Here is a 16,638-nt window from a genome sequence, read left to right as displayed (position 1 = left end):
CGCGCGGCAATCAGTCCAACGCCGCTTCGCGAGCCTGCTGGCGCAGGGCGAATTTCTGTATTTTACCCGTAGAGGTCTTGGGCAGCTCGGTAAAGCTGAAATACCGGGGTATTTTAAAGCCGGCCAGATACTGGCGGCAATGCGCCGTCAGCTCCTCGACGCTGACCTGAGCGCCGGCCCGCAACTCGATATAGGCATACGGACATTCGCCCCAACGCTCATCGGGACGCGCCACCACCGCGGCCGCCTGAACCGCCGGGTGGCGATACAGCACGTCTTCTATCTCGATAGAGGAAATGTTCTCGCCCCCCGAAATAATAATGTCTTTGCTACGATCCTTGATGCGCACATAGCCATCGGGTTCGCACACGGCCAGATCGCCCGTATGGAACCATCCTCCGGCCAGGGACTCCTGGGTGGCCTGCGGATTTTTCAGATAGCCTTTCATGGTGATATTGCCGCGAAACATGATCTCGCCCATCGTCTGGCCGTCTGCCGGAACGGGACGCATGGTCTGAGGGTCGAGCACGCGCACGCCGCCCTGCAAATGGTAGCGCACCCCCTGACGCGCATTGCGCTGGGCTCGTTCCTGAATATCCAGATCCTGCCAAGGCTGGTGCTGGGCACAGACCGCGGCCGGACCGTAGGTTTCTGTCAGGCCGTAGACATGAGTCAGGGCAAAACCCAGGCGCTCCATGCCTTCTATCATGGCGGCCGGAGGCGCAGCGCCGGCCACCATGGCGCAAACGCCACGCGGCAGCCTGGCCTTTAATTGATCGTCGGCATTGACCAGCATCGAATGCACAATAGGCGCGCCGCAATAGTGCGTCACCCCATGCTCGGTCATGGCTTGCGCCATGGCGTTGACCTCGACCCTGCGCAAACAGACATTGACCCCGGCCCGGGCGGCCAGCACCCAAGGGAAGCACCATCCGTTGCAATGGAACATGGGCAAGGTCCACATATAGACGGCATGCTTGGGCATGTCCCATTCCAGAATGTTGGACAAGGCATTCAGACAGGCACCACGATGGTGGTACACCACCCCCTTGGGCTTGCCCGTCGTGCCGCTGGTGTAATTGAGCGCAATGGCGTCCCATTCGTTGTCGGGCAATTGCCACTCGTAAGCGGCATCGCCGCCATCCACGAATTCGGCGTAGGTCTGACGGCCGATCAGGCCGCCCTCGCCCTTGAAATACGGGTCAACTACATCGATGACCAGGATAGGGTCCGTGCTTTCCCGCAGGGCCAGGGCCTGGTGCATGACCTGGGAAAACTCGCTGTCCACCAACACCGCCTTGGCCTGACCATGATCCAGCATATAGGCGATGGTTGGTGCATCCAGGCGGGTGTTCAATGTATTGAGCACTGCGCCGCACATGGGCACGCCAAAGTGTGCTTCGACCATGGGAGGGGTATTGGGCAGCATGACCGCGACCGTATCTCCCTTGCCGATCCCTTCGTGTGCCAGGGCACTGGCCAACTGACGAGTGCGCGCGTAAAGCTGCGCCCAGCTCAGGCGCAGGCCATCTTCACGTGGACCATAGACTACCGCCGGGTAATCCGGATAGACACTGGCGCTGCGTTCGATGAAATCCAACGGCGACAAAGGGCGGTAGTTAGCCGGTGTCTGGGGAAGGTCCTGATCGAAAATGTTAGCCATGATGTCTCCATGAAGGGGGCGGGCTTGCCGGTTTGCTCCAGCTGACCGTCTGATGGGCACGCCCTTACGTTAGCGGGGCCGCGTCTTTTGGACAAGATCGCGTTTTCAACTAGACGAGCGCATAATGTCATGATGTCTTTCGTATATAGCCTGATCGGCTGACGGCCCGCTGACAAGGGGCCGTCAGCCGTCATAGCCAACAAGGTTTTTCATGCCTCTTGCCGTGCTCTACATTGCCGCAGGCGGTGCTTTGGGTGCCGTGTCACGCTGGCTGCTCAGCCAGACCCTCAATACGCTTTTCCCCACTCTGCCGCCCGGCACGCTGCTGGCCAACCTGATCGGCGGTTACCTGATGGGCGTGGCCATGGCGGCCTTCAGCAACTTGGGCCTGGCGCACGAGGGCTGGCGAGTCTTTGTCATGACCGGCTTTCTGGGTGGCCTGACGACCTTCTCCACGTTTTCTGCCGAAATCATGACGCTGATGCTGCAGCAGCGCTATGTATGGGCATTGGGCGGCGTGGCCGCCCATGTGATCGGATCGCTGATCATGGTGGCCCTGGGCATGGCCACCTGGAGCCTGCTCAAGGGGCACGCATGAAACAAGTTCATATTTTGCAGGCCGGCGACCCGCCCGCCGACATCCAGGCTCAATTCGGCACCCAGGGCGACTGGTTCACCCAAGCCTTGCAGCCTCTGCCCGTAACGACACACATATGGCAAGTAGATAAACACCCCGATCTGCCGCCGCCTGACTGCCCGGAGCCGGTCATCATTACCGGCTCCTGGGGCATGGTCACGGACAGGCCTGACTGGAGCGAAGCGCTGGCCGGCTGGATACGCCAGCGCCACCAGACCCAGGCCCCGCTGCTGGGCATCTGCTACGGCCATCAATTGATGGCCCAGGCGCTGGGCGGACAGGTGGACTACCACCCGCAAGGGCGCGAACTAGGCTGCCTGCCGGTCTGCGTGCATCCGCAAACCAGCCAAGATCCTTTGCTGGCCGGATTGCCTTTCCGCTTCAAGGCCTTGCTGACGCACCAACAAAGCGTCTTGCGCGTGCCCGAAGGCGTACAGGTACTGGCCGGCTCGGCACACGATCCACACCAGATACTGCGCTTTGGCCCAGCCCAATGGTCGGCCCAGTTCCATCCCGAGTTTTTCACCGACTTGCTGCGTTACTGCATTATCCGCAATGCCCAGCAACTGCAGGCCGAAGGCCGCCAGCCGCAGGCACTGGCCCAAAACGTGCAGGAGACGCCCCAGGCACGTCGTCTGCTGTGGAATTTTGTCGGGCATGTCCTGAATCTGCCGGTCGGCCCGTCGACCGCCACAATCCAGGCCTAGACGCGTACGCGCCTGTTAGGTTTCGATCTGCTCGGCGGGCAAGCGGAAAAACTCACCCGGCGTTTGGCCCATCAGTTCGCGAAACGCCGCCACGAATGCCGACATGCTGTCGTAGCCACAGGCCAACGCCACATCGGTGACCCGTTGCTGGCGTTCAAGCAAAGGCAAGGCACTCATGATGCGCAGGCGCTGCCGCCAGATTCTGAAGGTCAGGCCGGTTTCCCGACGAAACAGGCGGCTCAGTGTCTTTTCCGAAACGCCCTGCTGCTCGGCCAGCGTCTGCAAAGTCCAATCGGCAGCGGGCTGGGCCTGCAGTTGCTGACACAGCACCTGCAAACGCGTATCGCTGGGCCAGGGCAGAATCAAGCCGCTCTCCGGTGCGGCCAGCAAGCGATCCAGCAGCACCTGCACCAACCTGCCCTGTTCGCCCTGTTGATCGTATAGAACCGGCAAGGCGCTGAACGCGCGTATCAATTCGCGCAACAGCCGATCAACCGCCACGACCCGGCACTGCTCGTAACGCTGCGGCAAAGCCTGAACATCGATGTACAAGCTGCGGATCTGTGCATCGGGCGAGCAGCGCACACCATGCTCCACGCCGGCCGGCACCCACACGGCCTGCTGCGGCGGTGCCACAAAACGCCCTGCTGCGGTACGTACTTCAATCACCCCGGTCAAGGCATAGGAAAACTGCACCCAGGGATGGCGATGTGGGCGGGAGATGGCCTGATTGGGCAAGGCGCGCTCCTGTCCGTACAAGGGCCTGGGCAAGTAACGCAACTGCTGCAAACGCTCCGGAATCAGGTCCAGATGGCGCGTAATGTCCGTTTGTCGACAATCCATATCCGCTTAACGATAAACACCCATAATTGTCTACGGTACAGTGACCCGTCTCTTTTCGCAATGAGTCCTGAACGCCATGTTGTCACGCCTACGCCTGCTTTTCGATAATTTCACCCTGATCCTGATCGGTGTGATCGCCCTGGCCACGCTGTTTCCCGCCTACGGCCAAGGTGCCCAGATCTTTGAACTGGTCACTGGCCTAGCTATCGCCCTGCTGTTTTTCATGCACGGTGCCAAGCTATCGCGCCAGGCCATTATTGCCGGCGCCACCCATTGGCGGCTGCATCTGTTGGTCTTTGCCTGCACCTTCATCATGTTCCCGCTGCTGGGCCTGGCCCTGAAGCCGGTGCTGCTGCCGCTGCTGGGCATGCCGCTGTTCGTGGGCATACTGTATCTGTGTGCTCTGCCCGGCACGGTGCAATCGGCCATTGCTTTCACCTCGATTGCGCGCGGCAATATTCCCGCCGCCGTGTGCAGCGCTTCGGCCTCCAGCCTGATCGGCATTGTGCTGACCCCTGTGCTGCTTAAATTATTGCTGGATGCCGAAGGCGGCTCGGCGGCATCCACACTGGATGCCATCAAAAAGATCAGCCTGCAATTGCTGCTGCCCTTTGTGGTCGGGCATCTGATGCGCCCCTTGATCGGAGCCTGGATGGACCGCAACCGCGCCTGGCTGCGCAGTGTGGATCAGTCCTCGATTCTGCTGGTGGTCTACACGGCCTTCAGCGCCTCGGTCATCGGTGGTTTGTGGAAGGCTGTGCCCCCCATGTCTTTGCTGATCCTGACCGTGGTTTGCGTGGTGTTACTGGCCATTGTGCTGACACTGACGACCTGGATGTCACGCCGCCTGGGCTTTAACAAAGAAGACGAGATCACCATTGTCTTTTGCGGCTCCAAGAAAAGCCTGGCCACGGGCGTGCCGATGGCGCAAGTGCTGTTCAGTGGCGCGGCCATAGGCCCGGCCTTGCTGCCAATTATGCTGTTCCATCAAATACAGCTGATGGCCTGCGCCTTGATCGCCAATCACTATGCCCGCCGTCCCCGCCAGGAGGATGTGCAAGGCGCGCTGCAAAAAGCCTGATTGCGTCCTGCTCCGCCATCAACCATGCCGCCTGCGGGCGGCATGGTTAGCCAGCAGATAAACCCTTGCGTAAAATCCTCTTGCCAGCCCTTGAATGTGGGCTGGCTTTTTTTTGCATTCCGTTCGGCTGCCGATGTTCATTGCCGAACCGGTTTTCTATAGACGCCGCTCAAGACGCACGCTGAACGGGGCAGGCTGACGGCTTGCCGGCGCTGCGCGCCGGTGCCCTAGTCGGTTCGCGGGGCCGGGCGCGTCGTGAACTCCGGCGGGTCGCTTGTCCGCCGGACAAGCAACAAGCGCCGCCGTCAAACAGCACGACACGTGCCTCCCGTCCTCGCGCCCCGCCTGCGGCAAGCCATCTGACCCGCCTGCCCCGTTCAGCGTGCGCCTTGAGCGGCTCGAAGCCCTGATGGCATAGATTTCAACCCTTGGTCTATGGGAGATTCACGGATAGCAAGACTAGGGGCGACCGAGAGAGCTCCCGCCTGGTAGGGTTGGTTTATGGGCCGTGGGCCTGAAACCATCACGTTGCCAGGGTGAGTTCGGTGGCCCTGATTCGGCGGGCGAGTCAGGGCATTCGCCGCCGACGGCTGGCCGGGACAGGGGGCAAGCCCCGTTCTGTTTGAGACGCGCGCTTGTGGTTCGGCACGAACCACGCGGCGAGTTAACGGGGCGCCTGTCCCGGCCAGCCGGCAAGGGAACCAGCGCGCAGCGCGGGCGAAGGCCCCAGCCCACCGAATCAGGGCCACCGAACTCACCTTCTTCGATGTCGTTTCTGCTTCGCTCAACGACAGCACACGACATAGGGATGTGTTCGCCCGACGGTCCGAACATGTGTTTGGGCTGAGTAAACAAACACGGGGGTAACAGCGGGGTTTGTCAGCAGCCTGACATGCCGCCTCCGGGTGGCATGGTTGATGGCGGCAGCAAGGGCAGCGCTTATTTCAAGCGGTCGATCCGGTCATTCAGAGTAGCGGCGGACAATTCACCGGCACGCACATCCACCAGGCGGCCTTGCTGATCCAGAAACAAGGTTGTTGGCAGGCCCCGGCTACGTACGGCCTGCCCCAGTTGCATCTGCGGGTCCAACCACATATTGCCCAGCTCCAGGCTTTCCTTGTTCAGATAGTGCTGAACCACAGCAGCTGATTCGCCTTGATTAGCAAACACAATATGCACGTCGTCTCGGCTGGACTGCACCTGCTGGAAGGCCGGCATCTCGCGCCGGCACGGTGGACACCAACTGGCCCACAGATTGACCACCGTCAGCTTGCCTTGATAGGCATCCAGCCCCTGCGGGGCTGCCTGCGGCACCGATAAGGCCTGCAAGGCAACGTCCGGCAGTACCTGGGGCTGCGAGGACTGCGCCTTGCCGGCCCACACCATGACCAGAGCGAAGGCGGCTACGCCCGCCGTCAAACCACCAGACAGCCCGGGCAGCAAGGCTTTTTCGCGCAACAGACGCCACAGCCAATACAGCATGGCAGCGACCGCCGCAGCCGGCAGCATCAAGCCACCATCGCGCAAATCCAACCAACTCAGGGGCGCATCCCGGTAAAACGCCCATTGCTCAAAGACAAAACCCGCCCGCCCGGCCAGCGCCCCAAGCAACAGGCCGCGCCACAAGGCCGATTCCGCCCGCGTTGCGCGCCGTCGATCCAGCCATGCGGCAACCAGCAAGCCCGCCAGAGCGGCCAGCATGAATGCAAACAATGAAGTGGCGAAGGTAAAGGGGCCGAGCTGAATACTTTGCATGAACACACGTCCTGACGGAAACAGAGAAACCGGCTCCGCCCGATGGAAACGCAGCCTAGCAGAATGGACAGCTTCAGACCTGAAAGATTCCCCGGACGTTAGCCGGCGGTCAACGCGGCCATGAACTGCGCCATCTTGTCGGCGTTTTTCAGACCGGGAGCATCCTCCACCCCACTGCTGACATCAACCGCATAGGGGCGATGCAAACCGACACGCTGTGCCACATTGTCAATGCGCATGCCGCCGGCCAGAATCAGCGGCGGCAGTTCGGGACACTGTTCCAGACGCTGCTGCAGACCCAGAATAAGCTGCGCATCAAACGCTGTGCCTGTTCCCCCATAGGCATCGTGGTAACCATCCATCAGCCAGGCCCGGGCATCACTGTATTGAAGGCAGGCCTGATACAGCCCCTGCACGCTGTCCAATCCGGGTGCACCCACCCGGAATGCCTTCATATAAGGATGAGCGTAGATCCGGCACTGCTCGGGGCTTTCTTCGCCATGAAACTGCAACAGATCGGGGTGGACGTGCGCCAGTATGTCGCGCACAAAGTCCGGGTCCGCATTTACGAACAAGGCAACCGACTGCACAAAAGCCGGTATGCGTCGGCGCAGCCGCGCCGCCTGGTCGGTCGACAGCATGCGTGGACTCTTGGGGTAAAACACAAAACCCAGTGCATCAGCTCCCAAGCGCACTGCGGCATCGATGTCCTGTTCCCGGGTGAATCCGCAAATCTTGACCCGGGTGCGGGCTGGCATCATGACTGCTCCTGAATAAAAAACGGGGGCTGCGCGCCCCCGTGGATATATCGCCTACCTGTTACTGGAAGCCGGCGGCCGGGTCCTGTCCGTAACCATAACTATCCGAACCATAAGTGGATTCGGTGCCGAACTGAATCTTGGATTCGTCCAGCAGGACTTCGCCATGCTTATAGTGGGTCACCATGCCAGGAAACACCAGAACCGCCGCCACCATCAGCAATTGGATAATGATAAAGGGAACCGAACCCCAATAGATATCCGTGGTCGACACGCGCCGCACCGACTGGCCGGTGACCTTGTCCACGTAGTCCTCCTTGGGCGCGACCGAGCGCAGGAAAAACAGCGCAAAGCCAAAGGGCGGATGCATGAAGGACGTCTGCATATTGACCGCCAGCAACACGCCGAACCAGATCAGATCGATACCCATCTTGTCGGCAATCGGCCCCAGCAAAGGCACGATGATAAAGGCCAACTCGAAAAAGTCCAGGAAGAACGCCAGCAGAAAGGTCAGCACGCTGACCACGATCAGAAAACCCCACTGGCCACCGGGCATATCGATCAAGAGATGCTCAACCCACAGATCACCGTTGATGCCACGGAAACTCAAGCTGAACACTGTGGAGCCGACCAGAATAAAGACCACGAAACACGACAGGCGCGTAGTCGATTCCATCGCCTGGCGCAACAGCTTCCAGCTAAGGCGGCCACGCGAGACGGCCATGATGATGGCCCCCACCGCGCCCATTGCCCCGCCCTCGGTCGGCGTCGCCACGCCAATGAAGATGGTACCCAGCACCAGGAAAATCAGAAACAGCGGCGGCACCATGACGAACACGACACGTTCAGCAATGCGCGAGAGCAAATTCAATTTAAGCAGTTTATTGGCCAGCGCAATAATCCAGGCTGTAATGCCCCAGAGCAACAGCAAGACAACAATATGCTCGTCCAGCGGAATATTGGGATGGGTGGCAAAGTAGTGCTGCGACCCAAAATAGGCCACGGCCGTGGCTAGAATGCTCAACAACACCAGCGAGGTCAGACCGCGACTGCCGTTAGGCTCCACATAAACGCGCGCCTCGGGCGGCAATGCCGGTGCCGATTTGGGCTTGATGTAGGACATGATCACGATATAGCTGATGTAGGCCGCTACCAACAGCAAGCCGGGCAGCATGGCCCCACGGTACATATCGCCGATCGAACGCCCCAACTGATCGGCCAGGATGATCAGCACGATGGACGGCGGGATGATCTGCGACAAGGTGCCCGACGCCGCAATGACCCCGGTAGCCAGACGCCGGTCATAGCCATAGCGCAGCATGATGGGCAGGGAAATCAGCCCCATGGAAATGACCGAGGCCGACACCACGCCTGTGGTGGCTGCCAGCATGGCACCGACCAGCACCACCGCAATCGCCAGGCCGCCACGCAGCGGCCCGAACAGTTGGCCTATGGTGTCCAGCAGATCTTCGGCCATGCCCGAGCGTTCCAGAATCAGCCCCATGAGCGTAAAGAACGGCACGGCCAACAAGGTGTCGTTCTCCACGATGCCGAACACGCGTTGCGGCAAAGCCTGGAACAAAGCCGGCTGCATCAGGCCCAGCTCGATGGCCACCAGACCATACAAAATACCGATGGCGGCCAGGGTAAAGGCCACCGGAAAACCCAGCAGCAAAAACGCGATCAAGTTGAAAAACATGATCGGAGCCAGATTATCAACTAAGAATTCCATGCTTACTGGCCTTTTGAAACAGGTGTGGCGGTGTGCTGGCGGGCTTGCGCCATTTGGCGGATCTCCTGGGCAAGCTGCTCTTGCGCGCTAGGGCCACCCGGTCCTTTAAGAGGATTGGGGCAGGCACCGCGCAGAAAACCGATGCACTTGATCAGGTGGGAGACACCGGCCAGGCACAGCAACGCGAATCCAACGGGAATCAATAGTTTGACCGGCCAGCGGATCAGACCGCCCGTATTCGAGGACAATTCGTGCAGATCGTAGGATTGCTGAAAAAAGGGAATGGACAGCCAGAAAATCAGCAAGCCGGCCGGCAATAAAAAGAAAATGACGCCGATGATATCGATCCAGACTTGCAAACGCTCCGAAAAGCGTTCGGCCAGGGCATCGACCCGCACATGTTCATTGACAAAAAAGGTGTAACCGGCAGCCAACAGAAAAATGGCACCAAAGAGATACCACTGCAGCTCCAGCCAGGCATTCGAGCTGACGCCGAACACCTTGCGCACCACGGCATTGATGGCACTGACAAGCACCACGACCAGGGTCAGCCAGGTCACCGATTTGCCGACCACCGTGTTAAGGCGATCGATAAAACTAGATAGACGTAATAAAAATTGCATGGCCTTGCTCAGGATATGGTCGCCTTCCGGAATCGCTTGTGGCTGGCACCGGAAGTTAGTCGGCCCAAAAAAAGTAAATTGAATGGATCAGAAAAAGAAAAGGCTTCACATTTTATACGATTGAAGCAAAGCCGAATGGGTGTAAAACCAAGGAATAACCCTTTAGAAAACAGCCGCCATCGCCGCCTGCCATCCTTCTTGACCGAATCGAAGACCAGTCAAATCACTCAATTGACCATACGGATCGGCCGGCGGCAAATCAAACACAGGTGGATAATCCACCCCGGCCAGATACAGGCCGCTGGCATCAAAGGTCGGTGCCGACAGGCGGCGATCCCGCCGAGCCAGCAACTGAGCTATCCAGGACGCGGGCTGACGCCCCTGGCCAATGTAGATCAGCGCCCCCATCAGATTGCGTATCATGTGATGCAAAAAAGCATTGGCACTGAAACTGAACAGAAAGTAGTCGCCCTGCTGCTCAATCTGCACCCGGCTCATGCGGCGCACCGGGCTGGCTGCCTGGCATTGCGACGAGCGAAAGGCACTGAAGTCGTGCTCACCCAGCAACTGGCGTGCCGCCTCTTGCATGGGAGCCAGCTCCAGAGTCCGGTACACCCAGGCCGCCCTGCCCTGCATCAAGGGTGAACGCACCCGGCTCTGGCGCACCAAATAAACATAATGTCGCTGCTGCGCCGAAAACCGGGCATGAAAATCGTCGGGCACTTCACGAGCCCACTGCACGGCGACCGATGCCGGCAGCAAAGCATTCAGACCGCGCACCCAGGATTCCAAGCTGCGCGCAGCCGTGGTGTCCAGATGCACGGTCTGGTTCAGCGCATGTACGCCGGTATCCGTGCGACCGGCGCAGATAGTCTGAACCGGGTGCGCGGCAAAGCGACTGAGCGCCTGTTCCAGCACATCCTGAACGGTGCGCCCGTCCGGCTGGCTTTGCCAGCCCAGCCACGGTGTCCCGTCATAGCAGACACCTAATGCGATACGAGTCATCCGTCGCGCCTTACTGACGGACGGGAGGCTCGTCCGAAGGCGGCTGATCCAGGTCCAGATTGATTTTTTCGAGCTTCTCGCGAACCATGGCCTCGCTGACCGGTGCCGGAGAGTCGTCAATATCCTGATTGGCGGAATTGGCGCGCTTGAGCACCCAGGTCACGATCAAAACGATCAGGGCCAGGACAATGGCCATGACGGCCAGCATATTTTCTTGTATCCAGGACACGGTATTCTTTGCCTTGTTAACTGCTTGGGCCATCTTGCCCTGCTCAGGTCCCGGCGAAGCGGGGCCTGCGTCGGTCGGTGACTGGGCGGCCGATGGCGGCCCGACCGACGCGTTCCGGTCCGGGGCCGACGACGGCCGGCCTGTATCGGCCAGACCCAATTCGCCCACGGAATCCAGGACCAGATCCTTGGCCGCCTCCCCTTGCGATTGCAAGGCGCGGCTGAGAGTAGAAACGTTTTCTTCGAGTTGCGAAACACGGTCGCCCGTCTCGCGCAATTGCTGCTGAACTGCCTGACGTTGATCCGCCCCGGCCTGGCTTGCGGACAGACGCAAGCGATCTTGCGCGGCGTCGGCTGCGCCAGCCCCGCTTACACTGGCCTGCACGGCCCCTTGCGCCGGATCGGCGCGCCCCATGCTGACTTTGCCGCCCAGCCGCAAGGCCCGGGCCTGATCCGCATACAGGCGGCGCGCCTGTGCATCGTCCAGCGACAGCATAAAGTCCCGCCCGGGCACCTGCAAAGACTGCCCCGCCTTGAGGCGATGCAGATTGTGGCCGATAAAGGCCTCGGGATTGCTGCGCTGCATGGCCAGCATCCACTGATAGGCCGTGACCCCATCCACCGCATAACGGCGCGCCAGCGCATGCATGGTATCGCCGGACTGGACTTGAATGCTGCCTTGAGGGACACGCTGCACACTGCTGTGGGCATCCGCCTTTGTCTGTGGCGCGGCGGGAATCACCACCGACACAGGCGCAGAGCGTCGGATCTGTTGCACCGGTGCCTGCACACGCACCGGCGCGGGTGCCAATACGCTGACTTGATGGACGGATTGACCGCTGTCGCTGCGGATCTGCAGCAATACATCGGCTACCCGCCCCGAAAAAGGCTGATCCGATGACAGACGGATGCGCCGCACCTGCCCCTGAGCATCACGCTCGAGCCGCACGCGCAACGAAGCCAGGTCCACCGGCGGCTGCAGCCCTGCCGCCTGCCAGGCGGCCAGCGGTGCCGGCACAACCTGCAAAGACATGCTTTCGGCAGGGCTAATGCTGCGCACGCCCACATCCAGCCGAAAAGGCTGGTCCACGCGCGACAGCAGGCGACTGTGGCCGATCTCGAGTGCCTGCGCAGTGGCGCTGACCAACAGGCCCGCCGCCAACAAGGCTGCACCGATCAAGGACAAAGACCGCCGGCTGTCTGCCATGATTAAAGTTCGCCCAATGCGATGCGCAGCATGCGGCGCAGCGGTTCGGCCGCACCCCACAGCAATTGGTCGCCCACGGTAAAGGCGCTCAGGTATTCCGGTCCCATATTCAGTTTGCGCATGCGGCCGACGGGAATGTCCAGCGTGCCGGTCACCGCCACTGGCGTCAGGTCCTGAATGGTGGCCTGGCGCTCGTTAGGCACGACTTTGGCCCATTGTGAACCCTGGGCGATGATATCGTTGATCTCGTCCAAAGGCACATCGCGGGTCAGTTTGATGGTCAGCGCCTGGCTGTGGCAGCGCATGGCACCGATACGCACGCACAGGCCGTCGATAGGAATCTGCTTATCCTGGGTGTTGCGGCCCAGGATCTTGTTGGTTTCCACGCCGCCTTTCCATTCTTCGCGCGTCATGCCATTGCCCAGATCGGAGTCGATCCAGGGAATCAGGCTGCCGCCCAGCGGCACACCGAAATTTTTCTGCGGCAGGCTGGGGTCTTTCTGTGTCTGCAAGACGCCCCGGTCGATATCCAAAATAGCGGATGCCGGATCAGCCAGCAGGCTGCCCACGGACTGGTTCAGCAGGCCGAACTGAGTCAACAGTTCGCGCATGTGCTGGGCACCGCCGCCCGAGGCGGCCTGATAGGTCATGGAGGTCATCCAGTCGACCAGATCGTGCTTGAACAGCCCGCCCAGGCCCATCAGCATGCAACTGACCGTGCAGTTGCCGCCGATGAACTGCTTGCCGCCCTTGGCCAAGGCGGCGTCGATAACGTCGCGGTTGATGGGGTCCAGCACAATCACGGAGTTATCGTCCATGCGCAGCGTGCTGGCCGCGTCGATCCACAGGCCGTCCCAGCCGGCAGCGCGCAGTTTGGGGTAGATCTGGCTGGTGTAATCTCCGCCCTGGGCGGTCACGATAATGGGCAGCTTTTTCAGGGCTTCAATATCGTGCGCGTCCTGCAAAGGGCCAGCGCCGTCAGCCCACGAAGGGGCTGCGCCGCCAGCATTGCTGGTCGAGAAGAACACCGGCTGAAAAAGGGAGAAATCACCTTCGTCGCGCATACGCTGCATGAGCACAGAGCCCACCATACCGCGCCAGCCGACCAAACCTACCGCTTGAGTCATAGTAAAACCACCTGGATATCGATAATGTAAAAACTATAAGAATACTATTTTAAGGCCCCGAGCACGGCGTCGCCCATGGCGCTGGTCGATACCCGCTCACAACCGGCTTCGTAGATGTCGCCCGTGCGCAGCCCCTGCTCCAGCACGGCGGACACCGCCGCCTCGATGCGTCTGGCCTGTTCGTCGGCATTGAGCGAGTAACGCAGCAGCATGGCGGCCGACAGAATCGTGGCCAATGGATTGGCCTTGTTCTGGCCGGCAATATCAGGGGCCGAACCGTGACTGGGTTCGTACAAGCCTTGCTGGGACGCATTCAGCGATGCCGATGGCAGCATGCCGATCGAGCCGGTCAGCATGGCGGCCTCATCCGATAGGATATCGCCAAACAGGTTGCCTGTGACAATCACGTCAAATTCTTTTGGCGCGCGCACCAATTGCATGGCCGCATTGTCCACGTACATATGGCTCAAGGCGACATCCGGATATTCGCGAGCCACATCGATCATGATGTCGCGCCAGAACTGCGACGTCTCCAGCACATTGGACTTGTCCACGCTGCACAGACGCTTGTTGCGCTTTTGTGCGGCCTGAAAGCCCACATGAGCGATGCGGCGCACTTCGCTTTCGGCATAGTGCATGGTGTCAAAGCCTTGGCGCTCGCCGGCAAATGCGCCTTCTTGCACCGTGCGCACACCACGCGGCTGACCAAAGTAAATGTCGCCGGTCAACTCGCGCACAATCAGAATGTCCAGGCCGGAGACGATCTCGGGCTTGAGCGAGGACGCATTGGCCAATTGCGGATACAAAATGGCCGGACGCAAATTGGCAAACAAACCCATCGCACGGCGCAGGCCCAAAATAGCCTGTTCGGGACGCAGATGGCGCTCGAGCGCATCGTATTTCCAGTCGCCCACGGCACCGAACAACACGGCGTCGGACTCCTGCGCCAGTTTCAGCGTCTCGGGGGGCAAGGGGTGGCCGTGCAGGTCATAGGCGGCACCGCCCACGGGTGCAACCGTCATGTCCAGATCCATACCTACCGCAGCCAGCACACGCTGGGCCTGTTCGGTAATTTCGGGGCCAATGCCGTCGCCGGGCAATACTGCAATTTTGTACGTCATGTTCAATTCAGGCCTAAAAGTCGTAGAGTCGGAAAAAAGCGCTCCTGTCTGGCAGACGGAGCGCCTTGCGCATGTGCGAAATCAGGCGGACGGGTTGCCGATCAGCCAAGGGTGGCGCGCCAGACGCTGGGTTTCATATTCGCGGATAATGTCGGCTTTCTGCAAAGTCAGGCCGATTTCGTCCAGCCCGTTAAGCAGGCAGTGCTTGCGAAACGCGTCTATCGTAAAAGGCAGCTCCCGACCTTCGGGGGTGATCACCCGCTGCTGCTCCAGGTCGATGCGCAGTTGGTAGCCTGGAAAAGCCTTGACCTCGTCAAACAGTCGGGCCACATCCAGCTCGTTGAGCACAATAGGCAGCAAGCCGTTCTTGAAGCTGTTGTTAAAAAAGATATCCGCAAAGGACGGCGCGATAATGGCGCGAAAACCATACTGCATCAACGCCCAGGGCGCATGTTCGCGGCTGGAACCGCAACCGAAATTCTGACGGGCCAGCAAAATAGAGGCACCCTGGTAGCGATCCTGATTCAGCACAAAATCAGGATTGAGCGGGCGCTTGCTGTTGTCCATACCCGGTTCGCCATGATCCAGGTAGCGCAGCTCGTCGAACAGGTTAGGGCCAAAGCCGCTGCGCTTGATGGACTTCAGAAACTGCTTGGGGATAATCAAGTCGGTATCGACGTTTTCCCGGTCCAGTGGAGCGACCAGGCCTTGATGGGTGGTGAAAGCTTGCATGGCGAGGTCTCCTTAATTGAACGAGCGTACGTCAACGAAATGGCCGGCAATCGCCGCCGCCGCTGCCATGGCAGGGCTGACCAGATGGGTGCGCCCGCCCTGGCCCTGACGGCCTTCAAAGTTGCGGTTGGAAGTCGACGCACAGCGCTCGCCCGGCTCCAGGCGGTCAGCGTTCATGGCCAGGCACATGGAACAGCCCGGTTCGCGCCACTCAAAACCAGCAGCCAGAAATATCTTGTCCAGCCCCTCTTGCTCGGCCTGGCGCTTAACCAGCCCTGAGCCCGGCACAATCATGGCCTGCTTGACGTTGGACGCCACTTTGCGGCCACGCGCCACGGCCGCAGCCGCGCGCAGGTCTTCGATACGGGCATTGGTACAGGAACCAATGAAGACACGGTCGATGCGGATATCAGTCAGGGGCGTATTGGGGGTCAGGCCCATGTACTCCAGTGCGCGCTCCATGCCGCTGCGCTTGACGTCATCTTTTTCTTTGTCCGGATCGGGGACACGGCTGTCCACGGGCAAGACCATCTCGGGCGAGGTGCCCCAAGTCAGTTGCGGCATGATCTGGCCGGCGTCGATGCGGATGACGCGATCAAATTGCGCGCCTTCGTCCGAATGCAAAGTCTTCCAGTATTCCACGGCTTGATCCCACAAAGCCCCTTTGGGTGCGTAAGGACGCCCACGGAAATACTGTATGGTTTGTTCGTCCACCGCCACCATGCCCGAACGTGCGCCGGCTTCGATAGCCATGTTGCAAATGGTCATGCGCCCTTCCATGCTCAGGGCGCGGATGGCCGAACCACCAAACTCGATGGCATAGCCTGTACCGCCTGCCGTGCCGATCTGACCGATCACGTACAGAATCAAATCCTTGGCGGTACAGCCGAATGGCAGCGTGCCATCCACTTGCACCAGCATGCTCTTGCTTTTCTTCATGAGCAAGGTCTGGGTGGCCAGCGTGTGTTCCACTTCCGAGGTGCCGATACCAAAGGCCAGCGCCCCTACCGCACCGTGCGTGCTGGTGTGGGAATCGCCACAGACCACCGTCATGCCCGGCAAGGTTGCGCCTTGCTCTGGACCGACAATGTGCACAATACCCTGCCGCACATCGTTCATGCGAAATTCGGTAATGCCGAACTGTTCGCAATTGGCGTCCAGCGTATCAACCTGCAAGCGCGAAATCGGATCTTGGATGCCGTTTTGGCGCGAGGTGGTGGGCACATTGTGATCGGCCACGGCCAGATTGGCGCTGATGCGCCAAGGCTTGCGGCCTGCCAGAGACAGACCTTCAAACGCTTGGGGGCTGGTCACTTCGTGCAGCAGATGACGGTCGATATAGATCAGACAGGTGCCGTCTGTTTCCTGATGCACGACGTGCTCGTCGAACAACTTATCGTATAAGGTCTTGGCCATGGC

The 16,638-nt window shown here is 60.1% G+C and carries 15 protein-coding genes; 3 read left to right on the top strand and 12 right to left on the bottom strand.

From position 1 onward, the window contains the following. Positions 1-10: 10 nt before the first annotated feature. Positions 11-1,663 (bottom strand): acyl-CoA synthetase, encoded by a 1,653-nt coding sequence (locus AADW57_RS08130; RefSeq protein ID WP_341669547.1) that lies wholly within the window; start codon positions 1,661-1,663, stop codon positions 11-13. A gap of 211 nt (positions 1,664-1,874) precedes the next feature. Between AADW57_RS08130 and crcB the strand changes: the two genes are divergently transcribed. Both crcB and AADW57_RS08120 read left to right on the top strand, forming a co-directional pair. Then, positions 1,875-2,261 (top strand): fluoride efflux transporter CrcB, encoded by a 387-nt coding sequence (gene crcB, locus AADW57_RS08125; RefSeq protein WP_341669546.1) that lies wholly within the window; start codon positions 1,875-1,877, stop codon positions 2,259-2,261. After that, positions 2,258-3,007: a glutamine amidotransferase gene (locus AADW57_RS08120; RefSeq protein ID WP_341669545.1), complete on the top strand. Its 750-nt coding sequence runs from the start codon at positions 2,258-2,260 to the stop codon at positions 3,005-3,007. The genes crcB and AADW57_RS08120 overlap by 4 nt, the downstream gene beginning before the upstream one ends. A gap of 15 nt (positions 3,008-3,022) precedes the next feature. On the opposite strand, the gene AADW57_RS08115 is transcribed toward AADW57_RS08120, so the two are convergent. Further along, positions 3,023-3,850, bottom strand: coding sequence for an AraC family transcriptional regulator (locus AADW57_RS08115; RefSeq protein WP_341669544.1), 828 nt, complete (start codon positions 3,848-3,850; stop codon positions 3,023-3,025). Between the two features lie 76 nt (positions 3,851-3,926). On the opposite strand from AADW57_RS08115, the gene AADW57_RS08110 reads away from it, so the two are divergent. Then, positions 3,927-4,931, top strand: coding sequence for a bile acid:sodium symporter family protein (locus AADW57_RS08110; protein ID WP_341669543.1), 1,005 nt, complete (start codon positions 3,927-3,929; stop codon positions 4,929-4,931). 939 nt (positions 4,932-5,870) lie between these two features. Here the strand turns inward: AADW57_RS08110 and AADW57_RS08105 are convergent. The 10 genes from AADW57_RS08105 to leuC all read right to left on the bottom strand — a co-directional run bounded on the left by AADW57_RS08105 (position 5,871) and on the right by leuC (position 16,635). After that, complete coding sequence (locus tag AADW57_RS08105; protein WP_341669542.1) at positions 5,871-6,686, bottom strand: TlpA family protein disulfide reductase; 816 nt, start codon at positions 6,684-6,686, stop codon at positions 5,871-5,873. Between the two features lie 98 nt (positions 6,687-6,784). Then, positions 6,785-7,444, bottom strand: coding sequence for a phosphoribosylanthranilate isomerase (locus tag AADW57_RS08100; protein ID WP_341669673.1), 660 nt, complete (start codon positions 7,442-7,444; stop codon positions 6,785-6,787). Positions 7,445-7,505: 61 nt separating this feature from the next. Continuing rightward, complete coding sequence (locus AADW57_RS08095) at positions 7,506-9,176, bottom strand: TRAP transporter large permease (RefSeq protein ID WP_341669541.1); 1,671 nt, start codon at positions 9,174-9,176, stop codon at positions 7,506-7,508. 2 nt (positions 9,177-9,178) lie between these two features. Then, complete coding sequence (locus AADW57_RS08090) at positions 9,179-9,799, bottom strand: TRAP transporter small permease subunit (protein ID WP_341669540.1); 621 nt, start codon at positions 9,797-9,799, stop codon at positions 9,179-9,181. Positions 9,800-9,961: 162 nt separating this feature from the next. Beyond that, positions 9,962-10,804 carry a tRNA pseudouridine(38-40) synthase TruA gene (truA, locus tag AADW57_RS08085; protein ID WP_341669539.1) on the bottom strand — a complete coding sequence of 281 codons (843 nt, stop codon included), beginning with the start codon at positions 10,802-10,804 and terminating at the stop codon, positions 9,962-9,964. Positions 10,805-10,814: 10 nt separating this feature from the next. Further along, positions 10,815-12,239 carry a type IV pilus assembly protein FimV gene (locus AADW57_RS08080; RefSeq protein ID WP_341669538.1) on the bottom strand — a complete coding sequence of 475 codons (1,425 nt, stop codon included), beginning with the start codon at positions 12,237-12,239 and terminating at the stop codon, positions 10,815-10,817. 2 nt (positions 12,240-12,241) lie between these two features. After that, positions 12,242-13,366, bottom strand: a complete 1,125-nt coding sequence (gene asd / locus AADW57_RS08075; protein ID WP_341669537.1) for an aspartate-semialdehyde dehydrogenase — start codon at positions 13,364-13,366, stop codon at positions 12,242-12,244. Between the two features lie 44 nt (positions 13,367-13,410). Then, positions 13,411-14,487: a 3-isopropylmalate dehydrogenase gene (leuB, locus tag AADW57_RS08070; RefSeq protein ID WP_341669536.1), complete on the bottom strand. Its 1,077-nt coding sequence runs from the start codon at positions 14,485-14,487 to the stop codon at positions 13,411-13,413. A gap of 81 nt (positions 14,488-14,568) precedes the next feature. Further along, positions 14,569-15,219, bottom strand: coding sequence for a 3-isopropylmalate dehydratase small subunit (gene leuD / locus AADW57_RS08065; RefSeq protein WP_341669535.1), 651 nt, complete (start codon positions 15,217-15,219; stop codon positions 14,569-14,571). 12 nt (positions 15,220-15,231) lie between these two features. After that, the gene (gene leuC / locus AADW57_RS08060; protein ID WP_341669534.1) at positions 15,232-16,635 is read right to left on the bottom strand and encodes a 3-isopropylmalate dehydratase large subunit; all 1,404 of its coding nucleotides are present in this window, start codon (positions 16,633-16,635) and stop codon (positions 15,232-15,234) included. Positions 16,636-16,638: the final 3 nt, after the last annotated feature.

Origin of the sequence: Alcaligenes sp. SDU_A2, assembly GCF_038237375.1 — a bacterium.
GTDB lineage: Bacteria > Pseudomonadota > Gammaproteobacteria > Burkholderiales > Burkholderiaceae_B > Alcaligenes.
The sequence above is the reverse complement of the archived record's forward strand: the minus strand, read 5'-3'. Positions and strand labels throughout refer to the sequence as shown.